The organism is Pseudomonas sp. P1_C12 (assembly GCF_056406435.1).
In genome coordinates this window covers 337,460-354,473 of the sequence record NZ_JBFUAE010000003.1, presented here as the reverse complement: position 1 = coordinate 354,473, position 17,014 = coordinate 337,460, and the positions used below count along the sequence as shown (strand labels likewise).

At 58.6% G+C, this 17,014-nt stretch carries 18 protein-coding genes; 5 read left to right on the top strand and 13 right to left on the bottom strand.

Annotated elements, in window-relative coordinates; genetic code table 11:
* The 7 genes from ruvB to AC1D19_RS06935 form a co-directional block, all read right to left on the bottom strand.
* Positions 1-1,062, bottom strand: a complete 1,062-nt coding sequence (gene ruvB, locus AC1D19_RS06965; RefSeq protein ID WP_046042209.1) for a Holliday junction branch migration DNA helicase RuvB — start codon at positions 1,060-1,062, stop codon at positions 1-3.
* Positions 1,063-1,671: a Holliday junction branch migration protein RuvA gene (gene ruvA / locus AC1D19_RS06960; RefSeq protein WP_008052450.1), complete on the bottom strand. Its 609-nt coding sequence runs from the start codon at positions 1,669-1,671 to the stop codon at positions 1,063-1,065.
* A gap of 113 nt (positions 1,672-1,784) precedes the next feature.
* The gene (gene ruvC / locus AC1D19_RS06955) at positions 1,785-2,309 is read right to left on the bottom strand and encodes a crossover junction endodeoxyribonuclease RuvC (RefSeq protein WP_008015799.1); all 525 of its coding nucleotides are present in this window, start codon (positions 2,307-2,309) and stop codon (positions 1,785-1,787) included.
* Positions 2,310-2,388: 79 nt separating this feature from the next.
* Entirely contained in the window at positions 2,389-3,135 is a 747-nt protein-coding gene (locus tag AC1D19_RS06950; RefSeq protein WP_477762778.1) for a YebC/PmpR family DNA-binding transcriptional regulator, read from the bottom strand.
* 128 nt (positions 3,136-3,263) lie between these two features.
* A complete protein-coding gene (aspS, locus tag AC1D19_RS06945) occupies positions 3,264-5,039 on the bottom strand; it encodes an aspartate--tRNA ligase (protein WP_477762777.1) in 1,776 nt (591 codons plus the stop codon).
* A 119-nt stretch (positions 5,040-5,158) separates the two neighbouring features.
* Positions 5,159-5,380 carry an FmdB family zinc ribbon protein gene (locus AC1D19_RS06940; protein ID WP_032829812.1) on the bottom strand — a complete coding sequence of 74 codons (222 nt, stop codon included), beginning with the start codon at positions 5,378-5,380 and terminating at the stop codon, positions 5,159-5,161.
* Between the two features lie 135 nt (positions 5,381-5,515).
* A complete protein-coding gene (locus AC1D19_RS06935; RefSeq protein ID WP_477762776.1) occupies positions 5,516-5,851 on the bottom strand; it encodes a ribbon-helix-helix domain-containing protein in 336 nt (111 codons plus the stop codon).
* Positions 5,852-6,377: 526 nt separating this feature from the next.
* Between AC1D19_RS06935 and AC1D19_RS06930 the strand changes: the two genes are divergently transcribed.
* A complete protein-coding gene (locus AC1D19_RS06930) occupies positions 6,378-6,980 on the top strand; it encodes a cold-shock protein (RefSeq protein WP_477762775.1) in 603 nt (200 codons plus the stop codon).
* Between the two features lie 63 nt (positions 6,981-7,043).
* Here the strand turns inward: AC1D19_RS06930 and AC1D19_RS06925 are convergent, their stop codons facing one another.
* Both AC1D19_RS06925 and AC1D19_RS06920 read right to left on the bottom strand, forming a co-directional pair.
* Positions 7,044-7,250, bottom strand: a complete 207-nt coding sequence (locus tag AC1D19_RS06925; RefSeq protein WP_477752528.1) for a SlyX family protein — start codon at positions 7,248-7,250, stop codon at positions 7,044-7,046.
* 3 nt (positions 7,251-7,253) lie between these two features.
* The gene (locus AC1D19_RS06920) at positions 7,254-7,679 is read right to left on the bottom strand and encodes an HIT family protein (protein ID WP_477762826.1); all 426 of its coding nucleotides are present in this window, start codon (positions 7,677-7,679) and stop codon (positions 7,254-7,256) included.
* Between the two features lie 914 nt (positions 7,680-8,593).
* Between AC1D19_RS06920 and AC1D19_RS06915 the strand changes: the two genes are divergently transcribed.
* Positions 8,594-9,922: an OprD family porin gene (locus AC1D19_RS06915; protein WP_477762774.1), complete on the top strand. Its 1,329-nt coding sequence runs from the start codon at positions 8,594-8,596 to the stop codon at positions 9,920-9,922.
* A 140-nt stretch (positions 9,923-10,062) separates the two neighbouring features.
* Here the strand turns inward: AC1D19_RS06915 and AC1D19_RS06910 are convergent, their stop codons facing one another.
* Together AC1D19_RS06910 and AC1D19_RS06905 are read right to left on the bottom strand one after the other, a co-directional pair.
* Positions 10,063-10,905 (bottom strand): mechanosensitive ion channel family protein, encoded by an 843-nt coding sequence (locus AC1D19_RS06910; protein ID WP_108215091.1) that lies wholly within the window; start codon positions 10,903-10,905, stop codon positions 10,063-10,065.
* A gap of 137 nt (positions 10,906-11,042) precedes the next feature.
* On the bottom strand, positions 11,043-11,528 hold the full coding sequence (locus AC1D19_RS06905; protein ID WP_007977344.1) for a YajQ family cyclic di-GMP-binding protein: 486 nt from the start codon (positions 11,526-11,528) through the stop codon (positions 11,043-11,045).
* Positions 11,529-11,663: 135 nt separating this feature from the next.
* On the opposite strand from AC1D19_RS06905, the gene AC1D19_RS06900 reads away from it, so the two are divergent.
* From AC1D19_RS06900 to AC1D19_RS06890, 3 genes are read left to right on the top strand one after another with little or no spacing between them, the layout of a single operon-like run.
* Entirely contained in the window at positions 11,664-12,581 is a 918-nt protein-coding gene (locus AC1D19_RS06900; RefSeq protein ID WP_477762773.1) for a putative 2-dehydropantoate 2-reductase, read from the top strand.
* Positions 12,582-12,626: 45 nt separating this feature from the next.
* Entirely contained in the window at positions 12,627-14,663 is a 2,037-nt protein-coding gene (locus AC1D19_RS06895; RefSeq protein ID WP_477762772.1) for a sensor histidine kinase, read from the top strand.
* A gap of 2 nt (positions 14,664-14,665) precedes the next feature.
* Complete coding sequence (locus AC1D19_RS06890) at positions 14,666-15,247, top strand: cob(I)yrinic acid a,c-diamide adenosyltransferase (protein ID WP_477762771.1); 582 nt, start codon at positions 14,666-14,668, stop codon at positions 15,245-15,247.
* A gap of 135 nt (positions 15,248-15,382) precedes the next feature.
* Here AC1D19_RS06890 and AC1D19_RS06885 read toward each other — a convergent pair whose 3' ends face one another.
* Both AC1D19_RS06885 and AC1D19_RS06880 read right to left on the bottom strand, forming a co-directional pair.
* Positions 15,383-16,327: a Nudix family hydrolase gene (locus AC1D19_RS06885; protein WP_477762770.1), complete on the bottom strand. Its 945-nt coding sequence runs from the start codon at positions 16,325-16,327 to the stop codon at positions 15,383-15,385.
* Positions 16,324-16,956: a glutathione S-transferase family protein gene (locus tag AC1D19_RS06880; RefSeq protein ID WP_477752536.1), complete on the bottom strand. Its 633-nt coding sequence runs from the start codon at positions 16,954-16,956 to the stop codon at positions 16,324-16,326. Before AC1D19_RS06880 ends, AC1D19_RS06885 begins: the two co-directional genes overlap by 4 nt.
* Between the last annotated feature and the right edge of the window lie 58 nt (positions 16,957-17,014).

The window sequence follows — 17,014 nt, the reverse complement described above, 5'->3', positions numbered from 1 at the left end:
TTAATCGTCAGCGGCATCGAGAAACTCGTCTACCACGGGCATTTCGCCCAATCGTGACGGAATGTTTAAACCGAAATGCAGGTAGGCATGCCGCGTCACCACTCGCCCCCGTGGCGTGCGCATGATGTAGCCCTGCTGGATCAGATAGGGCTCCAGCACATCTTCAATGGTGTGACGTTCTTCGCTGATGGCGGCAGCCAGGCTGTCGACCCCGACTGGCCCGCCGTCGAACTTCTCGATCATGGTCAACAACAGACGCCGGTCCTGGTGGTCGAAGCCACGCTCGTCGACATCCAGCAGGTTCAGCGCCAGGTCGGCAATCGGCTTGGTGATGTGGCCTTTGGCGCGAACCTCGGCGAAATCGCGCACCCGGCGCAACAAACGGTTAGCGATTCGTGGAGTGCCACGGGCACGGCGGGCGATTTCGAAAGCACCTTCCGGGTCCAGCGGCAAACCAAGGATGCTTGCCGAGCGACTGACAATTGTCGACAGGTCGGCGGTGTTGTAGAACTCCAGGCGCTGGACGATCCCGAAACGGTCTCGCAACGGGTTGGTCAGCATCCCCGCCCGCGTCGTTGCGCCGACCAGGGTGAACGGCGGCAGATCCAGCTTGATCGAACGCGCGGCCGGGCCTTCGCCGATCATGATGTCGAGCTGGAAATCCTCCATGGCCGGGTACAGCACCTCTTCAACGATAGGCGACAGGCGATGGATTTCGTCGATAAACAGCACATCGTGAGGCTCAAGGTTGGTCAACAGCGCCGCCAGGTCACCAGGTCGCTCCAGCACCGGCCCCGAGGTGCTCTTGATCGACACGCCCATTTCCTGGGCGATGATGTTGGCGAGGGTGGTCTTGCCCAGGCCGGGCGGCCCGAAGATCAGCGTGTGATCCAGGGATTCGTTACGACCGCGAGCAGCCTGAATGAACAACTCCATCTGCTCGCGAACGGTCGGCTGGCCAATGTATTCGGCCAGGCTGACCGGGCGAATGGCACGGTCCTGGACTTCTTCGCGCTCACGCGGGCTGTGCGTGGCAGCGATCAGACGATCAGCTTCAATCACTTAGATCATTCCCTTCAAGGCGCGGCGGATCATGTCTTCACTGCTCAAATCTTTCTCCTTGATCGCAGACACCGCCTTGCTCGCTTCCTGGGGCTTGTAGCCCAGGGAAATCAAGGCGCTGACGGCGTCAGTCTCGGCAGTGTTCACCGGGGCCGGTCCATCCGGCTGGTTCGGCACCAGGGCGAACATGGCCGGTACGGTTTCCCAGGCCTTGAAGCGATCCTTGAGTTCCACCAGCAAGCGTTCGGCGGTTTTCTTGCCGACGCCCGGGACCTTGGTCAGCGCCGACGTGTCCTGGGACTGTACGCAACGAACCAGTTCGTCGACTTCCAGGCTCGACATCAAGGCCAGCGCCAGTTTCGGCCCGACACCATTGAGGCGGATCAACTCGCGAAAAAAGTCGCGCTCACGCTTGCCGACAAAACCATAGAGCAACTGTGCGTCTTCGCGCACGACCAAATGGGTGTGCAAGGTCAGCGGTTCACCGACCGACGGCAAGCGGTAAAGGGTCGTCATGGGCACTTCAAGTTCATAGCCCAGGCCATTTACATCCAGAATCAGATGCGGAGGCTGCTTCTCAGCCAGGGTGCCGCGCAAACGTCCAATCACGTTACAAATCCTTGAGCGTTGGCCAGCTCTGGGCCAGCGACTGATAGAGCGAGGGAATGCCGCCGACAACCCAGGCGAAACACCCCACTCCATAAAAATGATTGCTGATGCTATCAGAGACGCAGGCGCCCGCCACGACTGCGTGCTGCGCCCAGACCATGGGGCAACAGGCTGGAGCGGGTATGAGCATGGCAGATGGCGATGGCCAGGGCGTCCGAAGCATCGATCTGCGGTTTGCTGGTCAGCTTGAGCATGTGCATGACCATCATCTGCACCTGCTCCTTATTGGCCGCGCCGGTGCCTACGACCGCCTGCTTGACCTGGGTTGCGGTGTATTCGGCAATTTCCAGGCTTTCCTCGGCACCTGCCACGATCGCGGCGCCACGGGCCTGCCCCAGTTTCAGGGCGGAATCGGCGTTACGGGCCATGAACACCTTTTCGATCCCCATGGTCACCGGATGGTAAGTCTGAATGATCTCCCGCACCCCGCGATAAACAATCTGCAGTCGCTCATGCAGCTCGCCGGCACCGGTACGAATGCAGCCGGAAGCCACATACTCGCAGCCACGGCCGGTATCGCGAACCACACCATAACCGGTGATGCGCGAACCGGGGTCGATACCAAGAATTAAAGTCATAACGCCTGCAAAAGGAATTCGCGGTTGCCTGAGGATAACCGTGTAGGAGCTGCCGAAGGCTGCGATCTTTATCGATAGATCAACCGAGCTGTGCAGCCACCGACTCCGGGATATCCGCGTTGGAATAGACGTTTTGCACGTCATCCAGGTCCTCGAGCATGTCGATCAGCTTGAGGACTTTCTCGGCGCCTTCCAGATCGAGTTCGGCGCTGGTGGTCGGCAACATGACGATTTCCGCGTCGTCACCTTTGAAACCCGCCGCTTCCAGTGCGTTACGCACGGAATAGAACCCGGCAAACGAGGTGAAAACGTCGATCGAACCGTCTTCGTTGGTCACCACGTCATCAGCGTCAGCTTCCATGGCCGCTTCCATCAGTGCGTCTTCGTCAACGCCAGCCGCGAAGGAGATCTGCCCCTTGCGTTCGAACAGATAGGCCACCGAACCATCAGTCCCCAGGTTACCACCGCACTTACTGAACGCGTGACGAACGGCGGCTGCGGTGCGATTACGGTTGTCGGTCATGCATTCGACCATCACCGCCACGCCGCCTGGACCGTAACCTTCGTAGGTCAGCTCGACCACGTCGTCCGTGTCGGCAGCCCCGGTACCACGGGCGACAGCACGATCGATGATGTCGCGGCTCATGTTGGCACCCAGGGCCTTGTCCAGAGCCAGACGCAGCCGCGGATTGGAGCCCGGGTCGCCGCCGCCCTGACGGGCTGCAACGGTCAGTTCACGAATCCACTTGGTGAAGATCTTGCCCCTCTTGGCATCCTGACGTTCTTTGCGGTGCTTGATATTCGCCCACTTGGAATGACCTGCCATAACTCGCTCCGAATTCTCTTTGAAACATTGCCCGCTGCGCTGCATTGCGCCGGCCGACAAACAATAGTCTTGAACAGCTCTAACTATAAAGAAAGGGCGCATCCGCAGATGCGCCCTTCAGGTCAACCTTACTCGGCTTTAGGCGTTTCACGCAGACGAATGTGCAGTTCGCGCAATGCCTTGGCGTCCACCTGGCCCGGTGCCTGAGTCATGACGTCTGCCGCGCTCTGGGTTTTCGGGAAGGCGATCACTTCACGGATCGACTGGGCGCCGGTCATCAGCATCACCAGACGGTCCAGGCCGAAGGCCAGACCACCGTGCGGCGGTGCACCGTATTTCAGGGCATCGAGCAGGAAGCCGAATTTCTCTTCCTGTTCCGCTTCGTTGATGCCCAGCAGACGGAACACCGACTGCTGCATCTCTTTACGGTGGATACGGATCGAACCGCCACCCAGCTCGGTACCATTCAATACCATGTCGTAGGCACGGGACAGAGCGCCAGCCGGGTTGGCTTCCAGCTCTTGCGGGGTGCACTTCGGTGCGGTGAACGGGTGGTGCAAGGCGGTGAAGCTGCCGTCGTCGTTTTCTTCGAACATCGGGAAGTCGACGACCCACATTGGCGCCCACTTGCAGGTCAGCAGGTCCAGGTCGTGGCCCAGCTTGATCCGCAGTGCGCCCAGGGCTTCGCTGACGATCTTCGCCTTGTCGGCGCCGAAGAACACGATATCGCCGTCGACTGCACCGACGCGATCGAGGATCACGTTGAGGCTGGCCTCAGGGATGTTTTTCACGATCGGCGATTGCAGACCGTCAACACCGGCAGCGCGCTCGTTGACCTTGATGTACGCCAGGCCCTTGGCACCGTAGATACCGACAAACTTGGTGTAATCGTCGATCTGCTTGCGCGGCATGCTCGCCCCGCCAGGTACGCGCAAGGCGGCGATGCGGCATTTCGGGTCGTTGGCCGGGCCGCTGAACACCTTGAAGTCGACTTCCTTGAGCTGATCGGCCACGTCCACCAGTTCCAGCGGGTTACGCAGGTCTGGCTTGTCGGAACCGTAGCGGCGCATGGCTTCTTCGAAGGTCATGTGCGGGAAATCGCCGAATTCCAGATCCAGCACTTCCTTGAACAGGTTGCGGATCATTTGCTCGGTCAGGCCCATGATCTCTTTTTCATCAAGGAAGCTGGTCTCGATGTCGATCTGGGTGAATTCCGGCTGACGGTCGGCCCGCAGGTCTTCGTCACGGAAGCACTTGGCGATCTGGTAGTAACGATCGAAGCCGGCCACCATCAGCAGTTGCTTGAACAGCTGCGGTGATTGCGGCAAGGCGAAGAACGAACCGGCGTGCGTGCGGCTCGGTACCAGGTAGTCACGCGCACCTTCAGGGGTGGCGCGGGTCAGGATCGGCGTTTCCACGTCAAGGAAGCCGTTCTCGTCCAGGAAGCGACGGATGCTGGTGGTCATGCGCGAACGCAGGCGCAGCTTCTCGGCCATTTCCGGGCGACGCAGGTCGAGGAAGCGATAGCGCAGGCGGGTTTCTTCGCCGACGTCGGAGAACTCGTTCAACGGGAACGGCGGGGTCTCCGATTCGTTCAGCACTTCCAGCTCGTAGCCCAGCACTTCGATCATGCCTGACGCCATGTTGGCGTTGGTCGCACCGGCCGGACGCAGGCGAACCTTGCCGGTGATCTTCACGACGTACTCGCTGCGCACGCGATCGGCTGCGGCGAAGGTTTCAGCGCGGTCCGGATCGAACACGACCTGGGCCAGACCATCACGATCACGGATATCGAGGAAAATCACCCCACCGTGGTCACGGCGACGATGGACCCATCCGCAAAGGGTAATTTCCTGGCCGTCCAGGCTTTCGTTCAGTTGGCCGCAATAATGGCTGCGCATCATGGTCGTGGTTTCACTTCTCGTAATTCGAAATTCGGTGGAGATCCTACAGCAGCCCCGCCTTTAAAAAAGTCGCCGGGTGATGCAAGAGCACGCATGTCGTTCAACTCAGGTTCCAGACCTTAGTCAGCTTTGTCGCCGCCGGCCAGGTTCTTCTTGGAACCGGTCTTGAAATCGGTTTCGTACCAACCCGTGCCGCTGAGGCGGAAGCCCGGCATGGACAGCAACTTTTTAAGCTCTGGCGCCTGACAGGCAGGGCAGTCGACCAGCGGTGCATCGCTGATCTTTTGAATGGCTTCCAACTGATGACCACAGGAAGCACATTGATAATCGTACATCGGCATGGAGTTGTCTCGGCGATCAGATTGCTACCGCACACGCAGGGTTTTGCGGCAAAGAGCGGGATTATATCCATTAAATGCGGCCTGTGCAGCCGTAAGACTGCACAGACCGACACTCTGCTGCTTTCGCCGCCCAGGCTAGGCCGTGACGATGCCCCCCCCTTCCTTGAGGCTGTGCACGACGCAGACAACCCGCACCAATCCACTGAAGTTCCTTACCCCGCCGTGACGCAAGTGAACTTCGCGATCCACATGAGATAACAGGCTACTGACCGAGCAACCATTGGCCCGGGCCATCGCCCCCAAAATATCCCAATAAACCTGTTCAAGCCGCAAACAGGTTGCGAAGCCATTCAATCGTACGGAGCGGGACAAGGGCTGGGCCAACCCCATATCGAACTCGCGAACAAACGGATCGACTCTTACATCCCTGTGCGAACCGTATCGCCCCTCTTCTTGCCGTTCATAAACCATAACGCTGACACTCCTTTGCCATCCTGGTTTCGTTAAGAACAACTGTCTGTCGACATATAAAAACGCAGGTGCAGAGGTATAGCCAGACGACTTCCTGACCTTCGACGTAGGACAAGCCAACAACTCTTGGCAGATCCTGGAGAACGTCCTACTCCGGACAATTTCCCACACAGTGAAGTGACGCGCCCTTCAGAAGTGCCGTATTGAATAGCGTAGGAAAGTAGACCGCGAACAACGCCTCAAGGCGTCATCCGCGCACGCGGGTGTTACTGATCAGCCGTAAGTACCGCAACCCCGCAACCCGGGGCAACCTGCGGAAAATCATCCCCAAAGAGCCGCCGGACGCCCTGATTTGAGTAGCCTGCAGCTTTGCTGTTAAATAGACAGCGTGTCGCCAGTGCCTATTTTTCCGGGTATGGCGCATAGGCTGATACCGGGCACGTGTCCAACGCCTCTTTATTATCTTGAAGCGAACCGTGCGCCATCAGCTCTTCCTTGTGAGCTGTCTTAACGTGAGTTAATTAAAATGTTGAAAATCGTCCATCTGTTGATAGGCGCAGCGGCCTTGCTGCTGTCCTTCATCCCTAGCCTGCAATCCGAAGCCTTACCTTACCTGCAACAACCTGACGCGCTGTACCTGGCCCTTTTCGGCCTGCTCAACCTCACGCTTGCACCTGTCATCCCTTACTGGAACAAAGGTCCGCGCCACCAACTGCAAAACCTGGTCAGCGTCCTGCTGGCCCTGAGTGTGGTCCTGCAAACCCTGACGCTGATCGCACCGATGCCTGTCATCGCGGGTCAACCTGCCGTTCTGTTCAGCCTGGTCGCAGCCCTGATCGCTGTTGCCCTGCATCTGGGTATCAGCTTCTACAAATCGTCACCGGCCGCCGCCTCGCCAAGCTACGACATGAGCAACCGCGATACCGGCACCGTCAAATGGTTCAACACGTCCAAAGGCTTCGGTTTCATTTCCCGCGACTCCGGCGACGATATCTTCGTCCACTTTCGGGCCATTCGCGGTGAAGGTCACCGCGTCCTCGTAGAAGGCCAGCGCGTGGAGTTCTCTGTCATGAATCGTGACAAGGGCCTGCAAGCCGAAGATGTGATCGCCGCACTGCCACGTCGCTGATTCAAGGCGAAAAAAACCGCGCACAGCCGAGCTGTCCGCGGTTTTTTTATGCCTGCGTGTTGCTTAATAGTGCGGCGGCGGCGCTTCCTCCTCGAACGACTCGAACTGGCCGACCATTTCCTCCTGCCGCTTGAGCAGCGCAGCCATCTGCAGTTGCAGACGCTCGACCACCCGCTGCTGCGCGACCAGCACATCATTCAATGCCTGGATGGTGTCATCCTGAAAGGCCAGACGGCTTTCGAGATCGGTAACGCGTTCTTCCAGGATCATGGTTCAGCCCTCCAGAAACGTAAAATCATCGGTCAATATCAGGCGCAAACGTTCGCGAATGGCGGCGATTTGCTCCGAACTGTAGGATTTTGCCGGATGTTTACCCCAAACCGGCGCTGGCCAGGCGGCATCTTCGCGCTTGCGCACAATCACATGCATGTGCAACTGACTGACGACATTACCCAGCGCCGCAACATTCAATTTGTCCGCATTGAACGCGTCCTTGAGCGCTTGCGACAGCGCCGTCGTCTCCTGCCAAAGCTGCTGCTGGTCTGCGACATCCAACTGAAATATCTCACTGATAGCCTCACGACGAGGCACCAGGATGAACCAGGGATAGTTCGAATCATTGGACAGCAGCAACCGGCAGAGTGGAAAGTCCCCAATCGGTAACGTGTCTTGTTGAAGTCGTGGATCTAAAGCGAACACTGCGCGTACTCCCGCCGGGCCATCATTTTTCAGCTTAGCGCCCATCCTGACGGGACGGCGCGCCAAACGACCGGACGGCAGCATACCTGCGAACGGCGCATGCTTCACGACGAACCTGGCACAGAGGTCACGAGCGCCTGCGAAAAGCTGACACCCCGCCCCCGAATGAGACATTTTTCGCTGCTGCGCACCACTACAGAACCGATCAGCCGGCAAAAAACGCCGAAATGACTGATTAGCAACGAAGAGTTCGCGCCAGACAAGCGGTCAACAGGAATGAATTCATTACAAGGTTAAAAAATTTTTTGCACCAAAACCGCACAGTGGGTCTACGCTGAGTGCTTCGACATCCGCCTTCTACTCACTGGCGGGGTGAACCGGTAACATTTTTGTTTGTAAGGCAGTCGACCAGAAGGGTGCAACATGATGCCAGGCAAGGCGTCAAGCCCAAACTAAACGCGCTTGCCCCCCCGGTTTCATGAGGTTTTTACAGCGCCAGACAATCATTTGGAAAAAAGCTGCAACAAAATTCGAATTTGTGCACGCTTGTTGCATTCATACCCAACATCGCCTGATGTGACACCCGCTGGAAGCGGAGGCCCTCAGGCAAAAAAAAACAGTGGCAAGGTAGCCCGATGGAGATTCAAACGTTTCACCAGGACTCTTTTTACCGGCGCCAAGACTCAGAAAACAGCATAAAAGCTGTCAGCCCTGTTGCGTCGGAGCGGAAAATTTGCGACATCTACCACGCTGTTTGCGACAGGGTCGTAAAGAAGGCGAAAGGTTAGATACGCAAGTATCGCCAACATTGTCGGCGTGATATAAGTTTGCGCCGACACAAAAAGAAAGAGCCGCCCAGATAATAAATCAGGTGGGACGGCAGTACTCTTCTAAAACCAAAGGAGCAAATCACGATGCGCGTGATGAAGTGGAGCATGATCGCACTGGCAGTTGCAGCAGCAGCCAGTACTCAGTTGGCAGTAGCCGCACCTTTCGTAAGCGACCAGGCCGAAGCCAAAGGTTTCGTTGAAGACAGCAAACTCGACTTGCTGGTTCGCAACTACTACTACAACCGTAACAAGAAAGACGGCGCAGTCGATGACAAAGACTGGACCCAGGGCATTCAGGGCATGTACAGCTCGGGCTACACCCAAGGTCTGATCGGTGTTGGCGTTGAAGCTTGGGGCCAACTGGCCATTAAGCTGGACGGTTCCGACAAATATGCAGGTTCCGGCAACATGTCCGTGGACTCTGATGGCGAAGTCAACAACAGCCAGGGCAAAGCCGGCGCTGCCGCCAAGTTCCGCATCTCCAAGACCGAGCTGAAAATCGGCGACATGCAGCCAAGCACCTCTCCGGTGTTCGCTGTAGGCGGTTCCCGTATCCTTCACCAGACTGCCAGCGGTATCCAGCTGCAGAGCAGCGAAGTTAAAGACCTCGACCTCGAAGCCGGTCACTTCTACTCGGCAACCAGCCAGGACCGCAACGCTCGTGACGGCGAACTGTTCGCTACTTACGCTGGCGTGACAGCCAACTCCATCGACTACTTCGGTGGCAAGTACGGCATTACCCCGGACCTGAGCGTATCGCTCTACGGTGCCAAGCTCGAAGACGTCTGGAACCAGTACTACGCCAACGCGAACTACACCCTCGCACTGGGCGGCGATAACTCGATCAACTTCGACGGTAACATCTACAACACCAAGGATACCGGTAACGCTAAAGCAGGCGACATCAGCAACACCGCCTACTCCCTGGCCGCTGCTTACTCGTTCCTGAAAGCACACACCCTGACCCTGGCGTTCCAGAAGGTCAACGGCGATACCCCGTTCGACTACATCGGTGTGGGTGACAACAACCGTGGTGGCGACTCGATTTTCCTCGCCAACTCCATTCAGTACTCTGACTTCAACGCCCCTGGCGAGAAGTCGGTACAAGCCCGTTACGACCTGAAAATGGCCGAGTACGGCGTACCTGGCCTGAGCTTCATGGTCCGTTACGTGAATGGTTGGAACATCGATGGTACCAACACTCCATCGAACAGCACCTACACCGGTCTGTACGGTGCAGACGGCAAACACCACGAAACCAACGTGGAAGCCAAGTACGTCGTTCAATCCGGCCCAGCCAAAGATCTGTCGTTCCGCATCCGTCAAGCATGGCACACCGCCAATGCTGACGAAGGCGAAGGCGATATCTCTGAGTTCCGCCTGATCACCGACTACCCGCTCAACATTCTGTAATCGCAGAAAGTTAGTTCGCGGTAATCAAAAAAAGGCCCATCTTCGGATGGGCCTTTTTCGTTGTCTGCTGTACAACATTTAACCAAACAGACTCTGCAGTACATGCCTGACCAAGAAGTCAGGCACTAACCGCACACCTCTTACTGCACCGCCGACTCCTGAACCACGCGAATAACCCGCTGTGGAAATGGAATATCGATGCCGGCCTCTCTCAGACGATCACGGGACAGTTCGTTGAACATGAACATCACATCCCAATAATCCGCCGTCTTCACCCAGACACGCAGGGAAACAGTGATAGAACTGTCACCCAATGTCGAAATGACTGCCTGAGGTGCCGGGTCAATCAATACACGCGGATCCTTGGCCAGTTCCAGCAACACTTCTCGGGCTTTCTGCAAGTCCGCTTCGTAATCGACGCCTACATCAAACACCACTTTGCGGGTCGGCTGACGATTGGTGTTGGTGATAATGCCGTTCGACAGATTACCGTTGGGCACGATGATAGTTTTGTTGTCACCGGTGCGCAGTACGGTATGGAAAATCTGGATGCTGTCGACAGTACCGGCGACACCCTGAGCCTCGATCCAGTCACCGATACGAAACGGGCGGAACAACAGAATCAGCACGCCGCCGGCGAAGTTCGCCAGGCTGCCCTGCAAGGCCAAGCCAATGGCCAGGCCTGCCGCACCAATCGCCGCGACAAACGAAGTGGTTTCCACGCCGATCATCGAGGCCACGCTGACGATCAGCAGGATCTTGAGGATGATGTTTGCCAAGCTGCTGATAAAGCCTTGCAGCGCCAGGTCGGCATTACGCAATGCAATCAGGCCGCCGAGCTTTTTCGTGACCTTGTTGATCAGCCACCAGCCGATGGCCAGGGTGATGACCGCCAGCAGTACACGGCTGCCGTATTCCATGATCATCGGGATCCAGGTTTGGGATACCTTGACCAGATTGTCTACCTCGGCATTTAAGTCCATCTACTCTCTCCTGTTTCCGGCTACCCGGCATGCGTAAAAAAAGCGGCAGAAAGATCGAGCCGCGACGGGCTCAATCGTTTCTGCCGTTGCTTGGGCCTCCGACGTCGCAAACGCCAAGAGGTTCCCGCTTTCAAAGGTCAGTCGCGGAAGTTGTTGAACTGCAGTGGCATACCGAATTCCTTGGCCCGTAGCACCGCAATGGCTTCTTGCAGGTCGTCACGCTTCTTGCCGGTAATACGAACCTGCTCGCCCTGAATGGCAGCCTGGACCTTGAGCTTGGCATCTTTGACGTGAGCGACGATTTTCTTCGCCAGTTCCTTGTCGATACCTTCCTTGAGGACGGCTTCCTGTTTCATCAGCTTGCCCGACGCGAACGCGTCCTTGACTTCAAGGCACTGCACGTCGATTTTGCGCTTGACCAGCGCCAGCTTGAGGATCTCAATCATCGCTTCGAGCTGGAAATCCGCTTCCGCGGTCAGGTTGACGGTCAGGTCTTTTTCCTTGAACTCGAAGCTGCCTTTGCCTTTCAGGTCATAACGACGATCGAGTTCCTTGACGGCGTTCTCGACCGCGTTGGTGACTTCGTGTTTGTCCAGTTCGGATACCACGTCGAACGACGGCATGTAATCTCTCCAAATTTAAAGGCGCACTGATGGAGCACGCCTGGCTTGCGGTTAAAATCCGCGCTGATTATAACGGGTCTTTCCCATCATTCACTGTGAGCTGCCGATGCACGCCTTAAACAGAGCAAAAAGCTGATGTCTACCACCTGGCATGTTCTGGGCGCCGGCAGCCTCGGCACTTTATGGGCGACACGTCTGGCACGGACTGGAGTGCCGGTGAGGCTGATCCTGCGGGACACCGCGAGGCTGCAGGCCTATGAGGCGGTCGGTGGATTGACACTGGTGGAACACGGCGAGGCGCAACACTATGCCGTGCCCGCCGAGACAGCCGACAGCACCCAACCGATCAACCGCCTGCTGGTGGCGTGCAAGGCCTACGATACCGAAAGCGCGGTGGCCCGACTGGCGCCACGTCTGGCCCCAGGTGCCGAACTGATCCTGCTGCAAAATGGCCTGGGCAGTCAGGACGCGGTGGCGGCACAGGTGCCTCAGGCACGCTGCATCTATGCATCGAGCACCGAAGGCGCCTTCCGCGATGGCGATTGGCGCGTGGTGTTTGCCGGGCATGGCTTCACCTGGCTGGGGGATGCGAGCCATCCGGTGGCGCCGATCTGGCTCGATGACCTGAGCGCTGCCGGCATCCCCCACGAGTGGAGCACCGAAATCCTGACCAGGTTATGGCGCAAACTCGCACTTAACTGTGCGATCAATCCGCTGACGGTGCTGCACGATTGCCGCAACGGTGGTTTGCAGCAACATCACTGCGAAGTCGCTACTCTGTGCGGCGAACTGGTGGAGTTGCTTGAGCGTTGTGGTCAGCCGGCAGCGGCCGAAAACCTGCAGCAGGAAGTCGAACGGGTGATTCACGCCACCGCAGCCAACTACTCCTCGATGCATCAGGACGTCACAAACCAGCGCCGCACAGAAATCAGCTACCTGTTGGGCTACGCCTGCAAAGTGGCCGGGCGTCATCAATTGAACCTGCCTCACCTCAATCAGCTTGAGTCAAGGTTGATCGCTCGCCTGCAAAGCCTTGGATTGCCCAGTGACTGAGCAGCGGCTACGCTGGCCACTTGTTCCTTTTCAGCGATGAATCCGATGCCATTGCGCCAGCGCCTTGAAAACCTGCCCGTCGGCCAGAAACTGCTAGCCGCCCTGCTGGTACTGATGGTCACCGTCCTGCTGGTTGCCAATCTGACCTTTATCAGCGCCGCGTACTACATCTCCCAGGAAAGCATGGCACCCCAGGCCCTGCAGACCATCGGCCGGCTGATATCCAACCCGAGCCTGGCCTCCGAAGCCCTGGAGTCACCACAAAGCGCCGAGCGCCTGCTAAACGAACTCAACAGCTATTCGCCGTTGCGCGCGGCAGTCCTGTATGACGCAAAGGGCGAGCAATTGGCGCAATTGCAGCATGGCGACAACCTGGAACTGCCGAAGCGTTTCCGGCATATCGAAGACTGGCAGGCCACCGAGTTTCGCACCAATCAAGTCATCACCCTGCCCCGCCCCGGCACTGCACCAGGGCACCTGCTGTTGGTGGCCACGAGCGAACTGCCCGTGGCGTTCTACACCGGGACCCTGACGGCCAGCCTGGGCATTCTGATCTTCAGCGTGCTGCTGTGGCTGATCATTGCCCGCCAGATCAAGCGCCTGATTACCCGGCCGATCCACCAACTCGAAGAGTTGTCCCGGCAGGTAACCCGTGAAGAAAACTACGCACTGCGTGCTTCGCGAGGAAACCACGATGAAATCGGCAGCCTCGCCGAGGCGTTCAACACCATGCTTTCGCGAATCGAGGCCCGGGAGCAGCAACTCAAGCGGGCCCGGGACGACTCCCAGGCAGCCTACGACCAGGCCCAGGGTCTGGCGGAAGAAACCCGGCACACCAACCGCAAACTGGAGCTTGAAGTCCAGGTGCGCAGCAAGATCGAGAAAAAGCTCACCGGCTTCCAGAACTACCTCAACAGCATCATCGACTCCATGCCGTCGGCACTGATCGCCCTCGACGAACAGCTTTACGTGACGCAGTGGAACCAGGAAGCCAGCGCACTTTCCGGTACGCGCCTCGACGAAGCCCTGAACCAGCCCATCTTCCTCGCCTTCGAACCGCTCAAGCCGTTCTTGCCACAACTCAAGCAAACGGTCGAGCAGCATACGGTGGCCAAAATCGAACGTGTCACCTGGCTCAAGGATGACGAGCCCCGCCACTATGCCCTGACCTTTTATCCATTGATGGGCGGCGCCGGGCGTGGCGTAGTGATCCGGATCGACGACATCACCCAGCGCCTGTCCCTGGAAGAGATGATGGTACAGTCGGAGAAAATGCTTTCTGTTGGTGGCCTTGCCGCCGGCATGGCCCACGAAATCAACAACCCGCTGGGTGCGATCCTGCACAACGTGCAAAACATTCGCCGACGCCTGTCCCCCGATCTGCCGAAGAACCTTGAAGTGGCCGAACAGGCCGGCATCGAACTGACGACGGTCAATCAGTATCTGCAAAACCGCGAAGTGCCGCAGTTGCTCGACGGCATCCAGCAGGCCGGTGCCCGGGCCGCCAAAATCGTCACCCACATGCTCAGCTTCAGCCGTCGCAGCACCCGCCAGATGGCTCCGTGCGATCTGCCCGCCCTGATCGACCAAGCGGTGGAGATCGCCAGTAACGACTTCGACCTGGCGATCGGCTTCGATTTCAAGGGCCAGGCCATCATTCGCCAGTTCGATCCGGCGCTGGGCCCGGTCCCCGGCACCGCCAACGAACTGGAGCAGGTACTGCTCAACCTGTTGAAAAACGCCGCGCAAGCCATTCACCAGCGTGAAGACGGCAGCGAGCCGGGACGGATCATTCTGCGCACCAGGCTGAATCCGCCGTGGGCGGAAATTCAGGTCGAGGACAATGGCATCGGCATGAGCGAAAGCGTGCGCAAACGGACCTTCGAACCGTTCTTCACCACAAAGGAGATCGGCCAGGGCACCGGACTTGGGCTGTCGGTGTCGTACTTCATCATCACCAACAACCACAAGGGGCAGATGGAAGTGCAATCGACCCCGGGCCAAGGCACATGCTTCACCTTGCGCCTGCCCCTGGCGAGCACGCCACCAGTCTCGCAACAACTCAATCTGCTATCGAGGTAACCATGGGCTTTCGTTTGTCGAAGATTTACACCCGCACTGGCGACAAAGGCGAAACCGGGCTGGGCGATGGCCGTCGCGTACCCAAGGATCACCCGCGGATCGAGGCCATTGGCGAAGTCGATACGCTGAACAGTCAGGTGGGCGTATTGCTGGCCGGATTGGCGGCGCAAACGCACACCTTTGCAGGCTTTCAGGAAGTGATCGATGTTTTGGCGCCTTGCCAGCACCGATTGTTCGACCTCGGTGGCGAACTGGCGATGCCGGTGTATCAGGCGTTGAATGCAGCGGAAATCGAACGCCTGGAAGCCGCGATCGATGTGTGGAATGAAGAGTTGGGACCGCTGGAAAATTTCATCTTGCCCGGCGGTTCGGCGCTGATTGCCCAGGCTCATGTCTGCCGCAGCTTGGCGCGCAGCGCAGAGCGGCGGTGTCAGCAACTCAATGCGATTGAGCCATTGGCCGGGGTTGGCCTGGCGTACATCAATCGGTTGTCGGATCTGTTGTTTGTGGCGGCGCGGCTGATTGCCAAGCGTCAGGGAATTGCCGAGATTCTTTGGCAGCCTGCGGCGAAACCTGAAATTTAGTCGGCGGCTGTCAGGCCGCCTTCGCGGGCAAGCCCGCTCCCACAGGGATTGTTGGTGTTCGCACAATCTATGTTTCACCTTGACCACTGTGGGAGCGGGCTTGCCCGCGAAGGGGCCGGCAGGGTCGCTAGAGAATTAACTCTCAGGCCAAAACGCCCGAATCCCCGCCACCCCCTGCGCACCCGCAGCCCAGGCTTTCTCGACCTCAGCCGGGCCAACACCTCCGAGCAGGAACACCGGCTTGCTGAATCCGTCGATCAGGCTCGATGCCTGCTCCCAACCCAACGGTTCGGCGCCAGGATGGGTCAGGGTAGGTTGAACCGGCGACAGGGTCACAAAGTCCACCCCCATCTGTTCGGCCAGCGCCAGCTCTTCAGCGTTATGGCACGAGGCCGCCAGCCAGCGCGACGCCGGTAGCGGTCGGCCAGCCGCTGCGTATTTGCGCAGCTGCGCCGAGGTAATGTGCCAACCCGCGGACGGGAAGTCGCCCAGCCATTCGAACGGCCCTTTGATCATCAACTGCGCCTTGCCGGCACACAGGCCTGCCGCATCCACGGCCAGGTCGCGGTATTTCGGGTCGTAACCGTTCGGTGCGCGCAACTGGATCAGCTTGATGCCGCCGGCAATGGCCTTTTGGATGCCGCGCAGCAATGCGGGGGTCTCCAGGTCCTCCGGGGTGATCAAGTACTGCTCGGGTAACCGTGCGGCCGCGACGATCGGCCGGTTCGCTTCAGGAAACTCGTAACCCGACAGGTCGCGGGGTGACACCCAGGCCAGCGGCTGGCCTTCAGCACCGTGGGGCTCGCCGGTAAACGCCGAGACTTCCCAGACATCCAGCAACACCTGTTTGTCCGGGTAATCGTGCCGAATCTTGATCAGCGGGCGCGCCGCGCCGATCACGATGCCCAGCTCTTCATGGAGTTCGCGGGCCAGTGCGGTTTCGACCGACTCGTCGGCCTCGACCTTGCCGCCTGGAAACTCCCACAGGCCGCCCTGGTGCTGTGAGTCGGCACGACGGGCGATGAGGATTTGGCCACTGCCATCGCGGATGACGGCGGCGGCGACATGGACTCGTTTCACTTTTGCAGCTCCTCCAGTCCGGTCTTCTGCCACGCCTTGAACGCCGGCCATTGGTAGAGAGTTTCGACGTAGGCCTCGTCAATGGCAGACAGCTTCACCTGATAGGTGCGCAGGCGCACGGCGATCGGTGCAAAGAACACGTCAGCCAGACTGATATGACCAAACAGGTACGGCCCGGTTTCGGTCGCGGCGGCACGGCATTCGGCCCACAGCGCCGACATGCGTTCGATGTCGACCTGAACGTCAGCCGGAACCGGCGACAAAGGGGCGTCATGACTCAGGTCAAACGGCATATTGCCGCGCATGGCGAAGAACCCGCTGTGCATCTGCGCACACGCCGAGCGCGCCTGGGCGCGGGCGGCAACGTCTTTCGGCCAGAGGCCTGCGGACGGGAACTGTTCTGCCAGGTATTCGGCAATCGCCAGGGAGTCGGCGATGGTGCCGTGTTCGGTTTTCAGCAGCGGGACCTTGCCAGTCGGCGAATGCTTGAGCAGACGCTCGCGGGTGTCCGGCTGGTTCAGCTTGATCAGTTCTTCGGTGTAGGTAGCGCCGGTCAGGTCGAGGGCCAAGGCGCCTCGCAGGGACCAGGAAGAAAGCAGTTTGTCGCCGATGATCAGGTGCAGGCTCATGTTCAAGCATCCTCAAGCAAGAAAGATCACAACTCTGTAGGAGCCAGCTTGCCAGCGA